Source organism: Amycolatopsis samaneae, from assembly GCF_039541975.1.
In the GTDB taxonomy this organism is placed as follows: domain Bacteria; phylum Actinomycetota; class Actinomycetes; order Mycobacteriales; family Pseudonocardiaceae; genus Amycolatopsis; species Amycolatopsis samaneae.
This window is the reverse complement of the sequence record NZ_BAABHG010000012.1, coordinates 89,759-111,731: the sequence shown is the minus strand read 5'-3', so window position 1 is coordinate 111,731 and position 21,973 is coordinate 89,759. Positions and strand designations below refer to the sequence as shown.

General features: G+C 71.3%; 14 protein-coding genes. 7 read left to right on the top strand and 7 right to left on the bottom strand.

The window, feature by feature from the left end; translation table 11 throughout:
• Positions 1-28 precede the first annotated feature (28 nt).
• Together ABD987_RS29460 and ABD987_RS29455 are read left to right on the top strand one after the other, a co-directional pair.
• Positions 29-4,630 (top strand): DUF6531 domain-containing protein, encoded by a 4,602-nt coding sequence (locus ABD987_RS29460; protein ID WP_345401043.1) that lies wholly within the window; start codon positions 29-31, stop codon positions 4,628-4,630.
• A 6-nt stretch (positions 4,631-4,636) separates the two neighbouring features.
• Complete coding sequence (locus tag ABD987_RS29455; RefSeq protein ID WP_345401040.1) at positions 4,637-4,915, top strand: hypothetical protein; 279 nt, start codon at positions 4,637-4,639, stop codon at positions 4,913-4,915.
• Between the two features lie 40 nt (positions 4,916-4,955).
• Here ABD987_RS29455 and ABD987_RS29450 read toward each other — a convergent pair whose 3' ends face one another.
• From ABD987_RS29450 to ald, 5 genes are all read right to left on the bottom strand, one after another.
• Positions 4,956-5,576 carry a DUF4291 domain-containing protein gene (locus tag ABD987_RS29450; RefSeq protein WP_345401037.1) on the bottom strand — a complete coding sequence of 207 codons (621 nt, stop codon included), beginning with the start codon at positions 5,574-5,576 and terminating at the stop codon, positions 4,956-4,958.
• A gap of 173 nt (positions 5,577-5,749) precedes the next feature.
• Positions 5,750-9,514, bottom strand: a complete 3,765-nt coding sequence (locus tag ABD987_RS29445) for an ABC transporter ATP-binding protein (protein WP_345401034.1) — start codon at positions 9,512-9,514, stop codon at positions 5,750-5,752.
• 124 nt (positions 9,515-9,638) lie between these two features.
• On the bottom strand, positions 9,639-10,520 hold the full coding sequence (locus ABD987_RS29440; protein ID WP_345401031.1) for an ABC transporter permease subunit: 882 nt from the start codon (positions 10,518-10,520) through the stop codon (positions 9,639-9,641).
• Positions 10,520-11,620, bottom strand: coding sequence for an ABC transporter ATP-binding protein (locus tag ABD987_RS29435; protein WP_345401028.1), 1,101 nt, complete (start codon positions 11,618-11,620; stop codon positions 10,520-10,522). Before ABD987_RS29435 ends, ABD987_RS29440 begins: the two co-directional genes overlap by 1 nt.
• A 528-nt stretch (positions 11,621-12,148) precedes the next feature.
• Positions 12,149-13,264, bottom strand: a complete 1,116-nt coding sequence (gene ald, locus ABD987_RS29430) for an alanine dehydrogenase (protein WP_345401025.1) — start codon at positions 13,262-13,264, stop codon at positions 12,149-12,151.
• A gap of 196 nt (positions 13,265-13,460) precedes the next feature.
• Between ald and ABD987_RS29425 the strand changes: the two genes are divergently transcribed.
• Genes ABD987_RS29425 through ABD987_RS29415 form a run of 3 tightly spaced genes read left to right on the top strand, consistent with a single transcriptional unit; the run spans position 13,461 to position 15,702 of the window.
• On the top strand, positions 13,461-14,393 hold the full coding sequence (locus ABD987_RS29425) for a zinc-binding dehydrogenase (protein ID WP_345401022.1): 933 nt from the start codon (positions 13,461-13,463) through the stop codon (positions 14,391-14,393).
• Positions 14,393-15,280, top strand: a complete 888-nt coding sequence (locus tag ABD987_RS29420; RefSeq protein WP_345401019.1) for an LLM class flavin-dependent oxidoreductase — start codon at positions 14,393-14,395, stop codon at positions 15,278-15,280. The genes ABD987_RS29425 and ABD987_RS29420 overlap by 1 nt, the downstream gene beginning before the upstream one ends.
• Positions 15,277-15,702, top strand: coding sequence for a pyridoxamine 5'-phosphate oxidase family protein (locus ABD987_RS29415; protein ID WP_345401016.1), 426 nt, complete (start codon positions 15,277-15,279; stop codon positions 15,700-15,702). The genes ABD987_RS29420 and ABD987_RS29415 overlap by 4 nt, the downstream gene beginning before the upstream one ends.
• A gap of 247 nt (positions 15,703-15,949) precedes the next feature.
• Here ABD987_RS29415 and ABD987_RS29410 read toward each other — a convergent pair whose 3' ends face one another.
• Together ABD987_RS29410 and rdmE are read right to left on the bottom strand one after the other, a co-directional pair.
• Complete coding sequence (locus ABD987_RS29410; protein ID WP_345401013.1) at positions 15,950-17,518, bottom strand: PucR family transcriptional regulator; 1,569 nt, start codon at positions 17,516-17,518, stop codon at positions 15,950-15,952.
• A gap of 104 nt (positions 17,519-17,622) precedes the next feature.
• Complete coding sequence (gene rdmE, locus ABD987_RS29405) at positions 17,623-19,191, bottom strand: aklavinone 12-hydroxylase RdmE (protein ID WP_345401010.1); 1,569 nt, start codon at positions 19,189-19,191, stop codon at positions 17,623-17,625.
• A gap of 153 nt (positions 19,192-19,344) precedes the next feature.
• On the opposite strand from rdmE, the gene ABD987_RS29400 reads away from it, so the two are divergent.
• Together ABD987_RS29400 and metX are read left to right on the top strand one after the other, a co-directional pair.
• On the top strand, positions 19,345-20,661 hold the full coding sequence (locus ABD987_RS29400; RefSeq protein ID WP_345401007.1) for a bifunctional o-acetylhomoserine/o-acetylserine sulfhydrylase: 1,317 nt from the start codon (positions 19,345-19,347) through the stop codon (positions 20,659-20,661).
• Complete coding sequence (gene metX / locus ABD987_RS29395) at positions 20,658-21,785, top strand: homoserine O-acetyltransferase MetX (RefSeq protein ID WP_345401004.1); 1,128 nt, start codon at positions 20,658-20,660, stop codon at positions 21,783-21,785. The genes ABD987_RS29400 and metX overlap by 4 nt, the downstream gene beginning before the upstream one ends.
• Positions 21,786-21,973 lie beyond the last annotated feature (188 nt).

Genomic DNA, 21,973 nt, shown 5'->3' with positions numbered 1-21,973 from the left:
GGTGTCCTTCGAGTGATGGGGGTTCGTGATGGACGGTAATCCGCTGGTCGCGCAGGCGCAGTCGCAGACGACCGGGGTGACCGGGATCGGTGTGCTGGAGTCGGCGAACGACCTGGCCAACGGCGTCAAGGACGGTTCGTGGGTCGAGGCCGGGCTCGGCGGGCTCGGTGTCGGCCTCGAAGTGCTGTCGCTGGTTACCGACCCGATCGGCACGCTGGCGCAGTACGGCGTCTCGTGGCTCATCGAGCACGTCAAGCCGTTGAAGGACTGCCTGGACTGGCTGGCCGGGAACCCGCCGGTGATCCAGTCCTTTTCGGACACCTGGGCGAACGTGTCCAAGGAGGTCAACGCGATCGCGGGTGACCTGTCCACCGAGGCGAAGGGCGGCACGGCGGGCTGGACCGGCGAGGCCGGGGACTCCTACCGCGGTGAGGTCGCCGAGCAGACCGACGCGCTGGCCGGCGCGGCGTCGTTGTGCGACGGGATCTCCGGCGGCGTCATGGTCATGGGCCAGGTCGTCGCGGCGGTGCGGGAGACCGTGCGCGACCTCATCGGCACGCTGGTCGGGAAGCTGATCTCGTGGGCGCTGGAGGAGGCCTGCACGCTCGGGTTCGCGACCCCGGCGGTGGCGGTCCAGGCGACGACGGCGATCACGAACACGATCAACAAGGTCTCGACGCTGATCCGCAAGCTGATCAAGACGATCTCGAACGTGGGCCCGAAGGTCCGCAAGATCGTGGAGAAGCTGGGCGAGATCATCGAAAAACTGTCCAAACTGGCCAAACGACTGGGCAAACGGGGTGAGCACACCAGCGCGTCCGCCGCCCGCAAGGCCGAGCACGCCGCGGACGACGTCCACGCGCCCAAGGACCACACCTCACCGTCGAGCGCGCACGAGAGCACTTCACCCTCCGGCACCCACGATGGCACGTCCCCTTCGGGCACGAAGGGGAGTGAGCACCCGGACACCGGCTCCCCATCGTCCAAAACGGACCCTTCCGGTCCTGGCGCCCACGACAGTGGCACGGGCTCGCCCGGCTCGGCCGACCCCGGTGGCTCACGCCCGCCGGGCAAGGGGGACGGCACGACGATCGGGGAGAACGCGGATCCCCGGGTCGACGGCCGGGACAACCCGTGGAAGTGCACCGACGGCGACCCGATCGACCTGGCCACCGGCGAGATGATCACCGGGTACACCGACCTCGATCTCCCCGGTGTGCTTCCGCTTGTCCTGCGGCGGTCCCATCACTCCAGCTATCGCGTCGGCCGGTCGTTCGGCGGGACCTGGTCGTCCACTTTGGACCAACGACTGGAGATCGACGACGACGGGATCTGGTACGCCGCCGAGGACGGCGTCCTGCTGCGGTACCCGCACCCGGCGCGGGCGGGCGAGCCGGTGGAACCCGTCGAAGGCGCGCGGCGGCCCCTGGTCCGGGACGCGGACGGTGGCTACGCCGTCCGCGACGTCGCGTCCGGGCGGACCTGGCGGTTCGCTCCCGGCGCCGGGAGCGAGCGGCCACTGAGCACGATCACCGACCGCAACGGGAACCGGATCGACCTGCTCGCCGACAAGGGAGGGCAGGTCACCGAAATCCGCCATACCGGCGGCTACCGGGTCGCGGTCGATCGCGACGGGCCGCTGGTGACCGGCCTGCGGGTACTCGACGGGACCGCGGGTGACGTCCACGTCCTCCGGTTCGGCTACGACGGCGACGGCCGCCTGGCCGAGGTCGTCAATTCTTCGGGACGGGCCGAGCGGTTCTCCTACGACGTGGTGGGCCGCGTGGTCCGCTGGGAAGACCGGACCGGTGAGTGGTATGCCTACCACTACGACGAGAACGGGCGCTGCGTTCGCACCGAAGGCTCCGGCGGGGTACTCACCTGCCGCATCGACTACGACGTCGAAAGCCGCATCACCACCTACGTCGACGCGCGCGGGCACGTCACGAGGTACCACTTCAACGAGCGGTGGCAGCTCGTGCGGGAGATCAGCCCGCTCGGGGTGGCGGCGACGTTCACCTGGGACCGCTACGACCGGTTGCTTTCCCGTCGCGACCCGCTGGGTCGGGTCACCGCCTATGGCTACGACGACGCCGGGAACATCACTTCGGTGACAAGGCCGGACGGCCGGCGCGCGACCTCGGAGTACAACGCGTTCGGGCAGCCGGTGGTCATCACCGATCCGGACGGCGCCGTCTGGCGCTACGAATACGACGGCGCGGGCAACCGGACGGCGATCATCGATCCTTCGGGAGCACGAACGTCGTTCGGCTACGGCATGTCCGGGGAACTGGTGGCGACGAGCGACGCGCTCGGCAACACGCATCGCTTCGAGAACACCACGGCCGGCCTGCCCGCCGTGGTGACCGACCCGACCGGGGCCGTCGTCCGGTATCAGCGTGACCTGCTCGGCCGGGTCGTCTCGATCACCGACCCGCACGGGTCGGTGAGCCGTCTGTCGTGGACGGTGGAGGGAAAGCTCCTCGCACGCACGGCGCCGGACGGCGCGACCGAAGAGTGGCGCTACGACAGCGAAGGCAACCACACCGAGCACGTCGACCCGCTCGGCAAGGTGACGACCACCCGCTATACCCACTTCGGCCTGCCCGCGAGCCGGACAACGGCCGACGGCGCGACGCACACCTTCGAGTACGACACCGAACTGCACCTCACCGCGGTCACGAACCCGCATGGCCTTGTCTGGCGTTACGAATACGACGCGATGGGTCAGGTCACGAGCGAGACCGATTTCAATGGCCGGACGGTGCGTTACCGCCACAATGAGGCGGGCGAGCTCGTCGAGCGCGTCAACGGCGCGGGTGAAACTGTCCGCTACACGCGCGACCTCATGGGCAATGTGCTCGAACGGGACGCCGCGGGCGCGGTGACGAGTTTCGAATACGACCCGCTCGGGCGCGTCCTGCGCGCGCGCAATGCCGACTCGGAGGTGGTCTACCGGCGTGACGTGCTGGGCAGGCCGCTCACGGAGAGCGTCAACGGCCGTGCCGTCGAACTGACCTACGACGTGCTCGGCCGCAAGATCGGCAGGCGTACTCCGAGCGGGGCCGAGAGCCATTGGCGTTATGACGCCAACAACCGTCCCGTGGAACTCCGGGCCGGCGGGCACGCGCTGGCGTTCGCGTATGACGTTTCGGGCAGGGAAACCACGAGGTGGCTCGGCGGCGGTTCGGTGCTGACGCAGGCGTGGGACGGCAACGACCGGCTGATCGGCCAGACGATCCGGCGGACGGCGGACGAATCCGCCCGGCCGGTGCGCGAGCGGCGCTTCTACTACCGGCAGGACGGCTACCTCGGTGCCGTCGAGGACCAGGCGGCCGGGCCGCGGGCGTTCGATCTCGACCCAGTGGGCCGGATCCAGGCGGTGCGAGCCGAGAACTGGTCGGAGCGGTATGCCTACGACACCGCGGGCAATCTCGTCGCGGCGGAGAGTCCTGCCGACGGTGAAACGACGGCGGGGCCGCGACAGTACTCCGGCACGTTGCTCAAACAGGCGGGGAATACGCGCTACGAGCACGACTCGCAGGGGCGCCTGGTATCACGCACCCAGCGCACCCTGTCGGGCAAACAGCGGTCTTGGCGCTATGAATGGGACGCCGAAGACCGGCTGACCGGTGTGGTGACGCCCGACGGGGCGAGGTGGCGGTACACCTACGACGCGACGGGCCGGCGTCTCGCGAAGGTGCGCCTCGGTGACGACGGGGAGACGGTGCTGGCGCGTACCGGCTTCACCTGGGAAGGCACCTACCTCGTCGAACAGGACGACCACACCGGAAAGGCGGTCACCTGGGACTGGCGGCCCGGCACGACCACCCCGGTGAGCCAGTTCGAGCGGAGCGCGGGCGCGGATGGCCAGGACTGGTACGACGAGCGGTTCTACTCCATCGTCACCGACCTGATCGGCACGCCGACCGAGCTGGTGGCCACCGACGGCGCTGTCGCCTGGAGCGCACGGACGACCTTGTGGGGACAGCCGCTCGCGCCGACGGCCGGCCAGGCGAGTACGCCGCTGCGGTTTCCCGGGCAGTACCACGACGAGGAGTCCGGTCTCCACTACAACTACTACCGCTACTACGATCCGGGCACCGCGCGCTACCTCGACGCGGATCCGCTGGGGTATCTGGGCGGTGCCGATCCGCACGCTTACGTGGCGAACCCGACGATGGCCTCGGACTTCTTCGGGCTCACCGGATACGCGTGCGGTCTCACCCAGACGGGGCCGAACACCTACGACTCGCCCGCCGGGCTCAGGTACAACCCGGATCCGAGCCCGCACTTCGACAGCAGGTTCGATCACGTGCTGAACCACGCGCAGGACATCCCGGGGAGGCCGCAGCATGGCGTGTTCGCCGACCCCAACCCGAACTCGGTCGGCCAGGTCGTCGACGACGCTTACCGGAGGGTGCAGAACGGTGAAGCGTTCTCGGTTCCCCAGGGCAACCGGATGGTGCACTACGTGAACATGAACGAGGACGTCGGCTACATCGGCGGTGTGCCCGGCGCGGCGTCGGGTCACCCGCCCGCGCGCTATATTCAGCTCGTTCTCGAAAACGGCAACGAGGTGATCACCGCGTTCCCGGTGTCCGGGATTCCGAGCAGGGTATTGGGGTAGGGCTGGATGTGGTTGGTCGAATGCCCGTTCTTCTGGGACCAGGGGCAGCTCCGCCCGCTGGTCACGGAGTCGGGCAAGGTCGTGTTGTTCTGCGACTCCTGTTCCACCGTGTGGTGTTCACCCGACGATGTGGCGGACGTCGATGCCGAGCGGTACACGTCTCCGTCCGGGCCGGACTGGGAAACCCGGTGCGGTGACCACGTGCGTCCCGGCACCACACGCTGGGCGACGCGAGAAGACCTCGTGCGGGTCGGCTGGGACCGGCTGGACTGGCAGGAGGGCTGACCGGCGGTGTCGTTGTCCGTCCATTGTGGATGGGCAACGGTCAGTGGGGCGTCCCGGTGTCGTGCGCGCCGATCGACGCGGTCAGACGCGAGGGCAGCGGGTACGGCGTTTCCACGGGGAGAAGCTTTTCGGCGTCGGTGGTACGGCCCGCTACCAGGTGAGTGCGGATGGCGTGCATGGCCGGGGTGACGTCGGTGACGCCGGTGATCCAGGAGTCGACGTAGCGGTCGACGGCTTCCCCGCTCAGGCCGATCTGGATGCTCCGGTGCGGCAGCGGCCGGTGGTGCAGATCCCGTTCGGGGTCCCATTGAATCCGCACCGGGTCCGCCCGCACGCTGTCGCGCCAGGCCTGTTCGCTTACGTGGAACGTCCGGTCGAAGTGGCTGAGCGCGGCGTTTTCGAGCGCCCAGGAGAAGCCTTCGCGGGTGATGTCGAGGGCGAGAACGCGTTCCTGGCCCGGTTTTTCACCCCAGCCGCAGCGGTAGGCCATCCACAGGAAGGACGGCTTGATCCAGGTCATCCGCTCGCGCTTGAACGGGGCGACGAAGGTGCCCGCGGCCAGCGCCGCGTCGGCGATCTCGGGCCGGTAGGCCTGGTAGACCCGGATCGTGGTTTCGGTGTGTACCGCCCGGATCTGCCGGGCGGGAATGCGGTCCTGCATGCCGTGATGGTGGCAGGCTTCCGCGCGGTGGTCGACGGAATTGCCGGTCCCGGAAGGCGGTGACGCGGGTTGGCCGGGCACGACGGTCTGTGCGGGAAGGGCGAACTCGGGTGTGTGGGCGGGGGATTCGTGTGCTGGAACGGAGATCTCGCGTGTTTGGACGGGGCTCGCGGTCAGGCCAGGGACCATAGGCGGGCGTAGTGGCCGTTCGCGGCCAGTAGCTCGGCGTGGGTGCCCTGTTCGATGACGCGGCCGTGGTCGAGAACGATGATGCGGTCGGCACGGGCGGCGGTGGCCAGGCGGTGCGCGACGACGAAGGTGGTGCGGCGCCGGGCCAGCTGGTCGGTGGCGCGCAGGACGGTCGATTCGGTGGCCGGGTCCAGCGCGGCGGTGGCCTCGTCGAGCAGCAGGATGTCCGGGTCGACCAGTTCGGCGCGGGCGAGCGCGACGAGCTGCCGCTGGCCAGCGGACAGCGAACGGCCGCGTTCCCCGACCGGCTGCCGGAAACCCGCCGGGAGCGCGGCGACCCCGTCGAGCGCGCCGACGGCGCGGACGGCGGCCTCCACCTCGGCGTCGGTGGCGGACGGGCGGCCGTAGCGGACGTTGTCGGCGACCGTGCCGGAGAACAGGTGCGCCTCCTGGGGGACCACGCCCATCCGGCCGCGCAGGCCGGACAGGTCGTACTCGCGGACGTCGGTGCCGTCGATCCGGAGTTCGCCGCCGGTGACGTCGTAGTAGCGCGCGATCAGCTTCACCGCGGTCGACTTCCCGGCGCCCGTCGCGCCCACCAGCGCCACCGTCTCGCCGGCCGCGACGTCGAGCGAGAGATTCGACAGCGCCTGGGTTTCCGCTGTGGTGTAAGCGAAATCGACCTCCTTGAAGCTGACTTCGCCGCGCAGCCGCGCCGGGACGGTGACCGGGCGCTCGGCCGCGGGCACCGAGGTCGGCGTCCGCAGCAGGTCGCCGATGCGGTCGAGCCCGACGCGTGCCTGCTGGTAGCCATCGAACACCGAGGACAGCTGCTGGATCGGGGAGAAGAACTGTTCGAGGTAGAGCAGGAACGCCACCAGCACACCGGCGGACAGCGCCCCGCTCGCCACCCGGTTCGCGCCGACGACCAGCACCGTGGTCGTCGCCAGGTCGGACAGGAACGCCACCAGCGGGAAGTAGGTGGCGATGTAGGCCTGCGCGCGCAGCCGGGAGCGCCGGTAGTCCCAGCTGCGTTCGGCGAACGCGGCCGCGGAACGCTCCTCGCGCGTGTAGGCCTGGGCGACGCGCAGGCCGCTGAGGTTCTCCTGCATGTCGGCGTTGACCAGGCTGACCCGCTCGCGGGCCTCGTTGTAGGCGCGTGAAGCGAACCGGCGGAAGATCACCGTGGCCACGAGGAGGACGGGCAGCACGGCGAGCGCGTACACGGCCAGCGTCGCGTTGATCACCAGCAGTGCCACGGAAATCCCGGCCAGTGTCAGCACGGAGACGATCGCCGTCGCGACCCCGGTCTGCAGGAACGTCGAGAGCGCGTCGACGTCCGTCGTCATCCGGGTCATGATCTTCCCGGCGAGTTCGCGCTCGTAGTAGTCGAGGCCGAGCCGTTGCAGATGCGCGTAACTGCGCACCCGCAGGCTGTAGAGCACGGTTTCGCCGACCTTCGCGGTGAGCCGGGTCTGGAGGTGGACGATCAGCCAGTCGGTCGCGATCACCAGCGCGCCCACCCCGGCCAGCAGCCACACCACCCACGCCACGCCCGGCCGCACGCCGTGGTCCACGCCCTGCTGGTACAGCGCGGGCAGCGCGATCGAGGCCAGCGCGTCGGCCGCGACGAGGCCGACCACCACGGCCAGTGGCCAGCGCACCGGGCGCAGCAGGCGGCCCAGCCGGAAACCGGGGTCGGGCGCCGTGATGTCCACATCGGACAGCCGGGGCCGGTCGTTCGCCGGTGGCAGGGCGCGGACGCCGTCCAGCAGTTCCCGCGTCGGGGGAAGCGCGAGCGCCGCGCCCTCGCCCCGGCTGCCGACGAACCCGCTGCCCGCCGCGCCCGCGGAGCTGCGTTCCCGCGCCGCGTCGGCCAGATCGTCGACCTCGTCACGGGAATCGTCACGCGGCCACAGCGCGGGGGTGATCCCGGACGGGCCGCACTCCAGGCCCTCGCACCGGCACTTCTCCTCGACGTCGTCACCCGGGCCGGCCACCAGCTCGCGGAACAGGGCACAACGCTCCAGCAACTCCGCCTCGGTACCGACGTCGACGACGCGGCCCGCGTCGAGTACCGCGATCCGGTCGGCGAGCGCCAGGGTGGACCGCCGGTGCGCGATCAGCAGCGTCGTCCGGCTCGCGGTCACCGAACGCAGCGTGTCGTGGATCGCGGCCTCGGTCACCGTGTCGATCGCCGAGGTCGCGTCGTCGAGGACGAGCACCCTCGGGTCCGTGATGAGCGCCCTGGCCAGTCCGAGCCGCTGACGCTGCCCGCCGGACAGCGTCAGCCCGCGCTCCCCGACCTGGGTTTCGTAGCCCTCGGGCAGCGCCCGGATGAACTCGTCCGCCTCGGCCGCCCGCGCCGCCGCGACGATCTCCTCCTCGCTCGCGTCCGGCCTGCCGTAGGCGATGTTCTCGCGGACCGACGAGGAGAACAGGAACGCCTCCTCGAACACCACGCCGATGGACTGCCGCAGATCCTTCAGCCGCACGTCCCGCACGTCGGCACCGCCGACCGTGACCGTGCCCGCGTGCACGTCGTAGAAACGGGGGAGCAGCAGGGAAATCGTCGACTTCCCCGACCCCGCCGTGCCGACCAGCGCCAGCGTTTCCCCCGGTCTGGCCTCGCACGACAGCCCGTCGAGCACCGGCTCGCTGCCGGTGTAGCCGAACCGGACGTCGTCGAGCCGGATCCCGAGCGGCCCCTCGGGCAGGGGGACCGCGTCCGTCCGCTCCCGGACCTCGGGCTGCGCGTCGATCAGCTCGTACACCCGCTCCGCGCCGGCACGGGTCAGCTGCGCCTGCACGACGAACGAGGAGAGCATCCGCGCCGGGCCGATCAGCGCGGCCAGGTACGTCGCGAAGGCGAGGAACGTGCCGAGGCTGATGGTGCCGTGCATCGCCAGGAGACCGCCGAACGCGAGCACGGCGACCTGCCCGGCGGCGGGCAGCGCCGAGGTCGTCGCGGTCGGCACCGCGGCGAGCTTGGCCGCGCGCAGCCGCTCGGCGAACAACAACCGCGCGGTGCGGCGCAGCCGGGAGACCTCGCGCTCCTCCTGCCCGAAACCCTTGACGACCCGGACGCCGGAAACCGTTTCCTCGACGTGCTGCGCCACGTCGGCGGCGCGCTGCTGCGCGGACCAGGTGGCCGGGAAGAGCCGTTTCCTGCTGCGCGCCACCACGATGGCGACCCCGGGCCCGACCACGAGCGCGATGAGGGTGAGCACCGGGGACATCCACAGCATCGCGCCGAGCGCGAGCACCGAGAAGATCACCGAGCCGGTGGAAATGGGGAACTGCATGAGCAGCGCGCTCACCAGCTGCAGGTCGGTGATGGCGCGCGAGGCGACCTGGCCGGTGCGCAGCGAGTCCTGCTTGCCGCCGTCGAGCCGGGAAATCGCGCCGAACACCCGGCGCCGCAGGTCGTGCTGGACGTCGAGGGCGAGCCTGCCCCCGACGTACCGCCGGGCGAACGCGCTGGCGAAGGTCAGCAGTTGCAGCCCGACCAGCGCCGCGGCGAGCACACCCAGCCGCGCCGTCTGCCCCGCCACCGCGTCGTCCACCGCGGCCCGGACCAGCAGCGGGCTCGCGGCCTGCAGGCCCACGCCGAGGATCGCCGCGCACAGCGAAAGCACGAAGAGGGCGGGATGCGCCCAGCAGGCGGCGGCGATCCGGCGTGCCCAGCCGGGCCGCCGTTCCGCCGTCTCGTCTGCCGGGAGCCCTGGACGGGCGCGGGTGATGGTCACGTCTCCACAGTAAGCGCGACCACCGACAGGATTCGCCGCAGCAACGGCCACCTGCGCCGAAGGCCACCTTGAGGGACTTGGATTCCCTCAAGGTGGCCTTCAGAGGCTTTGCGCGCCGGACGGCTCAGGTGATGTCGCGGCGCTGGTTACCCGCCCAGCCCGCCACGAAGAACGCCATCGTCCACGCGAGGAAGATCAGCGCCGAGGCCCACCACGAGAACACCCCTGGCGCGCCCGCGGCGAGCTGGAGGCCCAGCTGCGACCAATGGTCGACCCCGTCCGGCAGGTTCAACGTGTTGATCTTGAAGGCGTCCGCCGCGATCCCGCCGACGATCCCGTTCGCGGTGCCGTTCGGCAGGATCCCGCCGAGCGCGCTGGTGACCCCCCACATCGAGATCACCAGCACGTTCTCCACGATCAGGAACCACACCAGCAGCAGCACCACCGCGAGCGTGACATTGCGCAGCACCGCGCCGAATCCGATGCCGAACAGCATCACCAGCACCGACGCCAGCACCGTTCCGCCCAGCGCCCCCAGCCACTGCGGCCCGCTCGGCAGCCGGGTGGAGTCCACGCTGAGCACCGTCGCGAGCGCGGACACCCCGAAGCTGATCAGCCCGTAGATCACGCCCCACACGATGTAGGTGAGCATCTTCGCGCTCAGCGCGGTCAGCCGGTTCGGTGCGGTGAGGAACGTCGTCGTGATCGTCTTGCTGCGGTACTCGCCCGCCAGCGCGAACACCCCGAACAGTGCCGGGATGATCTGCGCGATGTTGACCCCGTGCGCGATCGCGAGCAGTCCCACCGGAAACGCGTCCGCGTTCAGGCCCACCGACTCGGCGAGTTTCCGCGCCGTCCCCCGCCCGATGTAGGAGGCGAAGTTGTCGGTGATCCGGCCCCACACGAACGTCAGGCCGAAGGACACCACCACCAGCGGGATGATCAGCACCCACCACGTGTTCAGGGTCAGCGTCTTGCGGAACTCCGCCTTCAACAGGTTACCCATCAGCGCGGCCCTCCCCAGCCCTCGTTCTGCTGCTGCGGCTGTTGTTGTTGCTGTGGCGGCGCGCCCTGCTGCCCCGGCGGTGGACCCTGCGGGGCATACCCCGGCGGCGGCCCGTATCCCGGCGGCGCCTGCGGGACCTGCTGCTGCGGCGCCCCGTATCCCGGCGGCGGAGCCTGGCCGTACGCGGGCGCGCCCGCGTACTGACCCTGGGTCAGCTGGAAGAACATCCGCTCCAGATCCGCAGTCTCCTCCTGCATCCCGTACACCGCGATCCCGGCCTTCGCGGCCAGGTCACCGATCTGCTGCACCGACGAACCGCCCACCGCGACCCGGCCGTCCGGCGTCGGCGACACCTGCGTGATCCCGTTCTCCTGCAACGCCTTCGCCAGGCCGGCCGCGTCGGCGGGCTGCACCAGCACCCGCGACTGCTGGCTCTTGCGCAGCTGGTCCAGCGAGCCGTAGTACCGCGTCATGCCCTGGCTGATGATCACCACCTGGTCGATCGTCTGCTCGACCTCGTTGAGCAGGTGACTCGACACCAGCACCGTCCGGCCCTGCTGCGCGTACCCCCGCAGGAAGTTCCGCAGCCACAGGATGCCCTCCGGATCGAGCCCGTTCGTCGGCTCGTCCAGCACCAGCACCTGCGGGTTGCCCAGCAACGCCGTCGCGAGCGCCAGCCGCTGCCGCATCCCGAGCGAGAACCCGCCCGCCTTGCGATCCGCCGCCGCGCCCAGCCCGACCAGCCCCAGCACCTCGTCGGCACGCTGGTCAGGGACCCCGATCGCCGCCGCGTACACCCGCAGATGGTTCCGCGCCGTCCGGCTCGGATGGAAACCCTCGTTCTCCAGCACCGAACCGACCACCCTGGCCGGATTGCCCAGCTGGTCGTGCGGACGGCCGTTGATCGTCGCCGTCCCCGTCGTCGGTGTGACCAGCCCCAGCAGCATCCGCAACGTCGTCGTCTTGCCCGCGCCGTTCGGGCCGAGGAAGCCCGTCACCGAGCCCGGCTCGACCGTGAAGCTCAGGTTCTGCACCGCGTTGACCGGGCCGAACTGCTTGCCGAGGTTCTGCACCACAATCCGGCCGCTGCCGTCGTGCATACCGTCCCCTTATGTTCCCCGAGGTTGAATCGGGCGCCATCCTGCCTCACCCGGGCCACCCACGCGTACGGAACTCCCCGAACCGGCCCTTCGCGACCTAAGTCACGTTCCCTTTGGTACATCCCCGGTCGCTCTCCGTGTCCGAATCGGCTCGCGAACTCGGATTTCCGGCCGGAAAGCGGCTACTTGCCGTGAGCTACGCAACGAAAACGGCCGGATGTGCACCCCGGTGCGGCGAACTCCCCGAGCATTACCTAGACTGGAACACGGCGGCCCGCTCCCAGTGACCCCCAGGCTGGTTGAGCGGGCCGTCGTTAATCCTGTTCGCGCTTCGCGCTTCCCAGTGTCCTCGTACTACCCGGGGGGCCGAGCCCCCCGGACCCCCCACGGTGCGGCAACTCTTGACCCAGCGTGGTTCCGTTGGCATCGGTGTCGGCGTTGGGCCTGGCGGCCCTCGCCTGGTGAGCAAAGGTGAAGGCCCCTTGAGGGAATCTCAAGGGGCCTTCGGTCGCTGGGTGGTCTGGGGGGTCAGGCCAGGACGGTGGCCAGGTCGGTGTGGGGGAGAGAGTGGGCGACTGCCACCGGCTCGTTGGTGAGGTGGCCGTCGTGGGTGTTCAGGCCCTTCGCCAGCGAGGCGTCGGCACGCAGGGCCTGCTGCCAGCCGTGGTCCGCGAGCTGCACGGCGTAGGGCAGGGTGACGTTCGTCAGGCCGTAGGTCGAGGTCCGGGGAACAGCGCCCGGCATGTTCGCGACGCAGTAGAAGACCGAGTCGTGCACCCGGTAGGTCGGGTCGTCGTGCGTGGTCGGCCGCGAGTCCGCGAAGCAGCCACCCTGGTCGATCGCGATGTCCACCAGGACACTGCCCGGCCGCATCCGCGACACCAGCTCGTTCGACACCAGCTTCGGCGCCTTCGCGCCCGGCACCAGCACGGCACCGACGACCAGATCCGCCTGCAGCACCGACTCCTCGATCGACAGCCGGTTCGACGTCACCGTCCGGATCCGGCCACCGAAGTCACTGTCGATCTGCCGCAGCCGGTCCACGTTGGTGTCCAGGATCTCCACGTCCGAGCCCAGCCCCAGCGCGACACGCGCCGCGTTGAGCCCCGCGACACCGCCACCGATCACCACGACCCGCGCCGGGTGCACACCGGGGATCCCGCCCGGCAGCACGCCACGGCCACCGCTCGGCTTCATCAGCGCGAACGCCCCGACCTGCGGCGCCAGCCTGCCCGCCACCTCCGACATCGGCGCCAGCAGCGGCAGCGCGCCGTTCGGCTTCTGCACCGTCTCGTAGGCGATCGCGGTGACGCCCGAGGACAGCAGCGCGTCGGTCAGCGGCCGGTCGGCGGCGATGTGCAGGTAGGTGAACAGCACCTGGACCGAACGCAGCCGCGGGTACTCCTCGGCGATCGGCTCCTTCACCTTGAGGACCAGCTCGCCCTGCGCCCACACCTCGTCCGCGGTGGCCAGGATCTTCGCGCCGGCGGCCACGTACTCCTCGTCGGAGATGGACGAGCCGACGCCCGCCCCGGCCTCCACGAACACGTCGTGGCCGCGCGCGGTCAGCTCGTGCACACCCGCGGGGGTGAGCGCGACCCGGTACTCGTGTCGCTTGATCTCGCGGGGAACGGCGATACGCACTGCTGCCTCCTGTAGGCGGTTCTGCGTGGCAAGTCGTGTTGCCACTCACGGTGATGTACCCGGACGGCGGTGTCATCATGCCCCGAGAACAAAGTTGGACGGAAAACCTGGTTCTCCCGGAACAGCTCCCTTGACCTCTAGTCCGGTTGAGGTTGCACGCTGTATGTCTGCGGATCCGGTGAGGGAAAGGGCGTTCATGCGCGCGGTGTGGCTACGAGAGTTCGGCGGGCCGGAGGTGCTCGTCCCGGGGGAAGCACCCGATCCGGTGGCGGGGCCGGGGCAGGTCCTGGTCGAGGTGGCGTTCGTCAACGTCACCTTCGTGGAAACCCAGTTCCGGGCCACCGGTTCCGGCCCGTACCGGCCGATGATCCCCGGCAACGGGGTCGGCGGGGTGATCAGCGCGGTCGGGTCCGGTGTGGACTCCGCGCTGGTCGGCAGGCGGGTGGTGACCTCGACCGGGGGATCCGGGGCCTACGCCCAGCGCGTCGTGGTGGACGCGGCGGCGGTGTTCCCGGTACCGGACGCGTTGGACACCGACGTCGCGGTGGCGCTGCTGGCGGACGGGCGGACCGCGACCGGTCTCGTCCGCGCCACCGGTGTCGCGCCGGGGGAGCGGGTGCTGGTCGAAGCGGCGGCGGGCGGTGTGGGGAGCCTGCTCGTCCAGCTCGCGAAGGCGGCCGGGGCCGAGGTCGTCGGCGCGGCGGGCGGCGCGGAGAAGGTCGCGCGGGTCGCCGAGCTCGGCGCCGACCTCGCGGTCGACTACCGCGAGCCCGGCTGGACCGAGCGGGTGGGTGAAGTGGACGTCGTCTTCGACGGGGTCGGCGGGGAGATCGGCACCGCCGCGTTCGGGCTGGTGCGCCCCGGCGGGCGGATGGCGCTCTACGGGCTCGCCAGCGGGGCGTGGGCCGAAGTGTCCGAAGAGGACGCTCAGGCGCGCGGAGTGACCCTGGTACGGTCGATCGGCGGGCCGGAGGAGATGCGGACGTTCACCGAATCGGCGCTCGCCGAGGCGGCGGTGGGCAGGCTCGCCCCGGTGATCGGCCAGCGGTTCCCGCTGGAGCGCGCCGCGGACGCGCACACCGCGATCCAGACGCGCGGGACCCTCGGCAAGACCCTGCTGGTGGCGTGATGGACGTCGGGATCACGTTCACCGCGAGGGCGTTCGGGCCGGAGGGCGCCGGCGACGTCGTGGGCGACGCGCGGTTCGCCGAGGCGCTCGGGCTGGAGTCGGTCTGGGTCGGGGATCACCTGATCCCGGTGAGCGGGCCGTTGCTGGACAGCATGACGGTCCTGACGACCGCGGCGGCCGCCACCGAACGGCTCAAAATCGGGTACGGCGTCCTGATCCTCGCGCTGCGGCCGGTGGCCTGGGTGGCGAAGCAGATCGCCACCCAGCAGCTGCTGACCGGGGGCCGGGTGCTGCTCGGCGTCGGCTCGGGCGGGGACGTCCACGGCGACGCGGGCTGGCGGGCCGTCGGCCGGGACTACGCGCGCCGCGGCGCGCTCACCGACGCGGCGCTGGCGGTGCTGCCCGACCTCATCGCCGGTCATGAGTCCACAGTGGATGGTGAGACGGTGCGGCTGGCGCCCGGTGCGGAGGTGCCGCCGATCCTGGTCGGCGGTGGCGGTGCGGCGCTGCGGCGGGCCGCGCGGTACGGCGACGCCTGGTACCCGGCCATGTCCGCCCCGGCGCGGATCGCGGCGGACCTGCCGCGGCTGGCGGAGTTCGCCGACCGGTTCGGGCGGCCGGTGCCGGAGGTGACCGTCGGGGTCAGCCTCGGGCTGGGCGCGTTGCCCGCTTCGGCGGTCGACCGTCAGGTGCGCGGGCTCACCGGGTACGGACTGTCCGAAGAGGACGCCCGCGCCGCGGTGGTCACCGGCACGCCCGCGGACGCCGCCGAAGTGTTCGCCGAACTCGCCGCGATCGGGGTCTCCCGGGTCGTCGGGATGCCGTTCGGCGGAAACTGGCGTGGCCAGGCGGAACTGCTCGCCGAGGCGGCCCGGCTCGTGCCGTGACGGACTTCGATGTCGACGCGTTCCTCGCCCGGCCGCTGACCGCGCGGGTCGCCACGGACGGCCCGACGGTGCGGCCGACCTGGTACCTGTGGGAGGACGGGGCGTTCTGGATCCTCAGCGGCCCGTGGTCGCGGCTGCCGGATCGGGTGCGCGCCTCGCCGAGGCTCGCGGTCACCGTGGACGTCTGCGATCTCGGTACCGGGCTGGTGCGGCAGGTCATCGCCCGTGGCGCGGCTTCGGTGCTGCCGTTCGACGTGCCGCGCGGCCGTCGGAAACTCGTGCGGTACCTCGGCGAGGACGAGCGACGATGGGACGAACGGTTCCGCGCGTACCTGCGCGACGACCCGGCCGAGCGCGGCACGGTGTGGGTGCGGCTGGCGCCGGGATGGCTGAAGGCGCGGGATCTTAGCTATCGGGTCTGACTTTTCGCGTGGTGCGGAGAAGAGCAAGGGACCTTTGCTCTCGCTTTGGGACGGGTGTGGCGATTTTCGTGGTGTGACCGGCCCAGTCACACCCGCGCGAACGGAGGATTCGCGCCACGCGAACGGAATCCGGCCTGCATCGGCGTACCGGGACCCGGGGGTGCGCAGGGGGCCGTGGGGGCCTCCCCGAGGGACTGTAGGTCCCTCGGGGAGGCCCCCACGGACAAACGGACAACGGAAAACGCCCTCAGCTCCACCGCAGCGCGACCAGCTGGGTGATCAGCGCCAGTCGCACGTCGGGATCCTCCAGGTCGAGCGGGACCAGTTCGAGCAGCCGTCGCATCCGGTAGCGCAGGGTGTTGGGGTGGATCCGCAGCTCCCGCGCCGCCGCCCGCGGATCGCCGGGGTGCCGCAGCCATTCGTACAACGTGTCGACGTAGCCCGCGCGGTTCGCCTGATCGTGGGCGTGAAGCGCTTTCAGTGGTCCCAGCTCGGCCACCTTCGCCGCCGCGCCCGCCGTCGCGGCACGGTGCAGGGCCAGCTCGGTCCACACCTCCTCGAAGACGACCACGTGCTCGCCGACCAGGTCGGCTCGCAGCAGCCCGAGCGCCTCCTCGGCCTGCGCCCGCGACACGGCGAGGTCGCCGATCTCGCCCGCCGCCCCCGCCGCGGCCCGCAGGGTGCCGCCCCGGCGTTTCGCGGGCTGCTCGTGCAACGCGATCCGCAGCTCGTGCCAGCCGCCGGGGCCCGCGGTGTCCGGCACGACGGCGTAGAGCAGCCCGCCGAGTTCGGTGGTGATCGGACGGCGGCCGATGCCCTGCGAGATGCGCTCCAGCAGCGCGAGCCGCGGCCCCTCGGCGTCGCGCCCGTCCCCGCCCGCGACCTCGATGACCACCACGCGATGGGGTTCGTCGGACAGGTCCAGTTCGGCCATCGCCCGGCGCGGGGTCGCCTGTCCTTCGAGGACGGCACGCAGAAGTTCCGCGGTGGCCCGGCGTTGCGCGTCGGTGTGCGCGCGCCGCCGGAGCAGGTGCAGCGCGACCACCGGTGCGGCGTCGGCGAACGCGGCGGCGCGCTCCTCCGACACCGGCCCCGCGACGACCGCCCACATCGAACCGAGCAGCTCGCCGCCCATCCGGATCGGCACAATGAGCCGGGGCAGCGTGCCGTCGCGCTGGGCGGGGACGAAGATCGTCTGCCTGCCCCGGGAAAGCTCCCGGAAAACGCCGCGCGAACGGAACCGCGCCAGCACGTCGTCGGGGATGCGGCGGCCCATGATCGTCGCGACGCGCGCGGGGTCGGTGAGGTCCTGCCGCGCGGAGTAGGCGAGTACGCGCGAGTTCGTGTCCTCGATGGTCACCGGCGCGTCGACCACCGAGGCGACGGCGTCGGCGAGGCGGAACAGGTCACCGGCTCCGGGATCGCCGCCGTTCTCCAGCGACTCCGATTCGTCGGCCAGCGCGTCGAGGACGGTGCGCAGCAACCACACCAGCTGGGCCCACGACGTCGCCGCGTGCACCTGGACCAGCGCGATCCCGGCCGACTTCGCCGCCCGCTTCACCGCGGGCTTGGCCGCGAGCGGTGGTTTCAACAGCACCGCGGCGGCGCCCTGGCCCGCCCCGGCCCGGACGAGTTCGGCGGCGTCCGCCGCGTCCGTGATCGCGACACCGAGCACCAGGTCGCCGCCGGAAAAACCGGCCGACCCACCGGGCTCGGCGATCACGACGTCGCCGACGGCGGGGGAGTCTTCGGGAAGCTGGAGCGCGTGGAGCAGCGTCGGGCCCACCCTGTCGACCACGTTGCGCACCGAGACCACGGCTCCATTGTGGCCGACCCGCCGGGCGCCCGCTCGGCACCCACACCGCTCGGGCGGAGCGAGGGAATTCGTGCGCCGGCACGGCGGCGCCGGCGCACGGATCACTACCTGCTGAGCACCCGGCCCAGCACGTTCCACAGCTCCCCGGCGGGATCCTCCGGCGCCGCCGCGGCGCGCCACGCGACGATCCCGTCCGGGCGCACCAGGCTCGCGCCACCCGCCGCCAGGCCGTAGCGCGCGGCGCCCGCGTCGTCCAGCACGTGGCAGTCGACCCGGATCCCCGTTTCCGCCGCGATGTCGGCGGCCGCGGGGCACCATCGGGACCCGTCCTCGGCGCACAGCACCACCCACGCCTCCCCGAAGACGTCCACAGTGGACTTCGGGAAGCCGTCGACGGTGAGCGGGACGGCGGGGCCGCGGAAGCCGGGACGGCCGCTCGGCTCCATCGGGTTCTCGCAGCGGGCCGGGTCGTCGTCCTCGGCGAGCACGGCGGTCGACCGGTAGCGGAAGCCGAGCATCCCGGCGAGCGGTTCCTCGGGCGGGGGCAGCTCGGAGACGTCCAGATCCGGCAGCATCCGCTCCTTGAGGTTGTGCAGCGAGGCCTCCACGATCATCCGCGCGATCGGGCGGCGTTCGGCCTCGTAGGTGTCCAGCAGCCCGTCACCCGCGTCGCCGCGCAGGACCGCCGCGAGCTTCCAGGCGAGGTCGGCGCCGTCGCCGACGGCGGTGTTCCCGCCCTGGCCGCCGGTCGGCGGCGTCACCTTCGCCGCGTCCCCGACCAGGAACACCCGGCCGGACCGGAAGCGTTCGGCGATCCGCGCCGCGATCTCCCACGGTCCCGTCCACTGGATCTCCGGCTCCAGTCCTGGCAGGTCGGTCGCGAGCCGGATCAGCTCCGCGAGCCGCTCGGGCGGGAAGTCCGCCGGGCTTTCACCCTTGTCCGGGCGGTAATCCACCGCGAAGATGTACCGGTTCGGGTGATCGGTGTTGCACACGACGCCGGTGAACTCGGGGTGCTGCAGGTGGAACAGGTCGGTGATCCCCGCCTTGACCCGGTCGCCGAGGTCCGCGTCGAACACGACGCCGACCAGGTGCCCCAGCGCGCCCTCGCCCTCGGTCGCGATGCCGAGGTCTTCGCGGATTCCGCTGCGCCCGCCGTCGGCGGCCACGAGATAGTCGGCGCGCACCACGGTTTCCTCGCCGGAATCGCGGTGGCGCACCGTCGCGGTGACACCGTCCGCGTCCTGGGTGAATCCGGTCAGCTCGGTACGGAAACGCACGCGCGCGCCGAACTTTTCCGCCTGCGCCAGCATGATCGGCTCGACCACGTCCTGGCCGGCCATCCCGAACCGCATCGCGGTCGCCGCGGAGATGTCCGGTTCGTTGAAGTCCTCCAGGATCCGGTTGAACACCGTGCCCGCCAGGCTCGACGCGACCGTGACGCGCAGCCCCTTCGACGCGCGCGGGCTCGCGTTCAGCACCGCGTCGTCGATCCCGGCCCAGTGGAACAGTTCCATGGTGCGCGGGTTCTGCCCGCTCGCCCGCGTGTGGATGGCCGTCCCGGCGTGCCGCTCGACGGCGAGCACGTCGATTCCCCGCTGTGCCAGGAACATCGTCGCCGACAGACCCCCGAGACCGGCGCCGACCACGAGTACCTGTACCCGCTCCTCCATGAATATCTCCCAGTCCGTAAATCTTGATCCCAGAGATATCTTAGCTGGAGAGGTAAGTTTGTCAACTCCCACCCCGTGGGAGCCCTTGGGCTGCTCCGTTCGGCCCAGCTAGCGTCGAGTCACTGTCGAACCCTTGAGCCGCAAGGAGAAATCATGAGCGCCGACGCATCCGAGACCGCTGCGTGGTCGTTCGAGACCAAGCAGATCCACGCGGGCGCGGCGCCCGATCCGGCGACCGGCGCCAGGGCGACCCCGATCTACCAGACGACGTCGTACGTCTTCCGCGACAGCCAGCACGGCGCCGACCTGTTCAGCCTCGCCGAGCCCGGCCACATCTACACGCGGATCAACAACCCCACCCAGGACGTGCTGGAGCAGCGGGTCGCCGCGCTCGAAGGCGGTGTCGCCGCGCTGGCGTTCGCCTCGGGCACGGCCGCGACCACCGCGGCGATCCTGAACCTCGCGAACGCGGGCGACCACCTCGTCTCCAGCCCGTCGCTCTACGGCGGCACGTACAACCTGTTCCACTACACGCTGCCGAAGCTGGGCGTCGAGGTGTCCTTCGTCGAGGACCAGGACGATCTCGACCAGTGGCGTGCCGCGGTCCGGCCGAACACCAAGCTGTTCTTCGCCGAGACGCTGGCCAATCCGGGCAGCAACGTGCTCGACATCCGCGGTGTCGCCGACGTCGCGCACGAAGCGGGCGTCCCGCTCGTCGTGGACAACACGGTGCCGACGCCGTACCTGCTGCGGCCCATCGAACACGGCGCGGACGTCGTCGTGCACTCCGCGACGAAGTACCTCGGCGGGCACGGCACCACCGTGGCGGGGCTGCTCGTCGACGGCGGGACGTTCGACTTCGGCAAGGACCCGGCGCGGTTCCCCGGCTTCTCCGAGCCCGACCCGAGCTACCACGGCCTGAAGTACTGGGAGGCGCTCGGGCCCGGCGCCTACGCGGCCAAGGCACGGGTCCAGCTGCTGCGCGACACCGGCGCCGCGATCGCCCCGCTTAACAGTTTCCTTATCCTGCAAGGAATCGAGACGCTCTCACTGCGTGTCGAGCGGCACGTCTCCAACGCACAGGCACTCGCCGAATGGCTGGAACAGCGCGACGAGGTCGAGAAGGTCTACTACGCCGGACTGCCGTCCAGCCCGCATCACGCCGCGGCACAGAAGTACCTGCCGCGCGGTGCCGGTGCCGTGCTCTCGTTCGACCTGCGCGGCGGCGTCGAGGCGGGCCGCGCCTTCGTCGACGGGACCGAGCTGCACAGCCAGCTGGTCAACCTCGGCGACGTGCGCAGCCTGATCGTGCACCCGGCGTCGACCACGCACAGCCAGCTTTCCCCGGCGGAGCAGCTGTCCAGCGGTGTCACGCCGGGCCTCGTGCGGCTCGCCGTCGGGCTGGAGGGCATCGAGGACCTGAAGGCCGACCTCGAAGCCGGATTCCGGGCGGCGAAGGCGGCTCTGTGACCGATACCGGTGTCCCGCCCGTCACGGGAGCGTGGCGGGCGGGGGACCCGTCCGGCGGACGGCGGTGGATCAGCGGCCCCGGCCCGGTGCGGCTGGAGGCCGGTGGCGTGCTGCCCGCGTTCACGATCGCCTACGAGACCTGGGGAACGCTGAACGCGGACGCCTCGAACGCGGTGCTCGTCGAGCACGCCCTCACCGGCGACAGCCACGCCGCCGGTCCCGCCGGGCCGGGGCATCCGGGCCCCGGCTGGTGGGACGGCCTGATCGGGTCCGGCCGGGCGTTGGACACCGGCGAGTACTTCGTCGTCGTCCCGAACGTGCTGGGCGGGTGCCAGGGCTCGACGGGACCGTCCTCGCCGCATCCCGACGGCCGGGCCTGGGGCCGCCGCTTCCCCGCGCTGACCGTGCGTGACCAGGTGGCCGCCGAGGCGGTGCTGGCCGACGCGCTGGGCATCGACCGCTGGGCGGCCGTGCTCGGCGGTTCGATGGGCGGGATGCGTGCCCTGGAATGGGCCGTGGGCCTGCCGGAACGCGTCGCGTCGGTGCTGGTGCTGGCCTCGACGGCGCGAGCGTCGGCGGAACAGATCGGCTGGGCGGCGCCGCAGCTGCACGCGATCCGCGCGGACCCGCACTGGCACGGCGGCGACTACTACGATTCGCCCGCCGGGCCCGCTCAGGGGCTCGGCGTCGCCCGCCGGATCGCGCATGTCACCTATCGGAGTGAACCCGAACTGGCGGAGCGTTTCGGTGCGCGGCCCCAGGACGGCGAGGACCCGCTGCGCGGCGGGCGGTTCGCCGTGGAGTCCTATTTGGACCATCACGCGGACAAGCTGGCGCGGCGGTTCGACGCGGGCAGCTACGTGGTGCTGACGGAGTCGATGAACACCCACGACGTCGGGCGGGACCGGGGCGGGGTCGCCGCCGCGCTGGGGCGGGTGCGGGCGCGCGCGGTGGTCGCGGGTGTGGACAGCGACCGGCTGTACCCGCCGTACCAGTCGGCCGAGATCGCCCGCGGGATCGCCGGGGCGGGGGAACCGTCGGTGATCACGTCTCCGTACGGGCACGACTCGTTCCTGATCGAGACCGACCAGATCGCGGCGCTGGTGAAGTCGCTACTCGGGTAGTACCCCGGTTCGGGTGATTCTCGGGGGTGGTGTGTGCGTCGGGGGTCTCTGAAGGCCACCTTCAGCGCGCTGGACGCCACAAATGTCCCCTTCGCGCCCGAGGATTCCCGCGGCGGGGACCGGGCGGCGCTCGACGCGGTGACACGTTCGGCGATGCCAGTTGCGTTCCTGTGGCCGGGGTGTGCTGA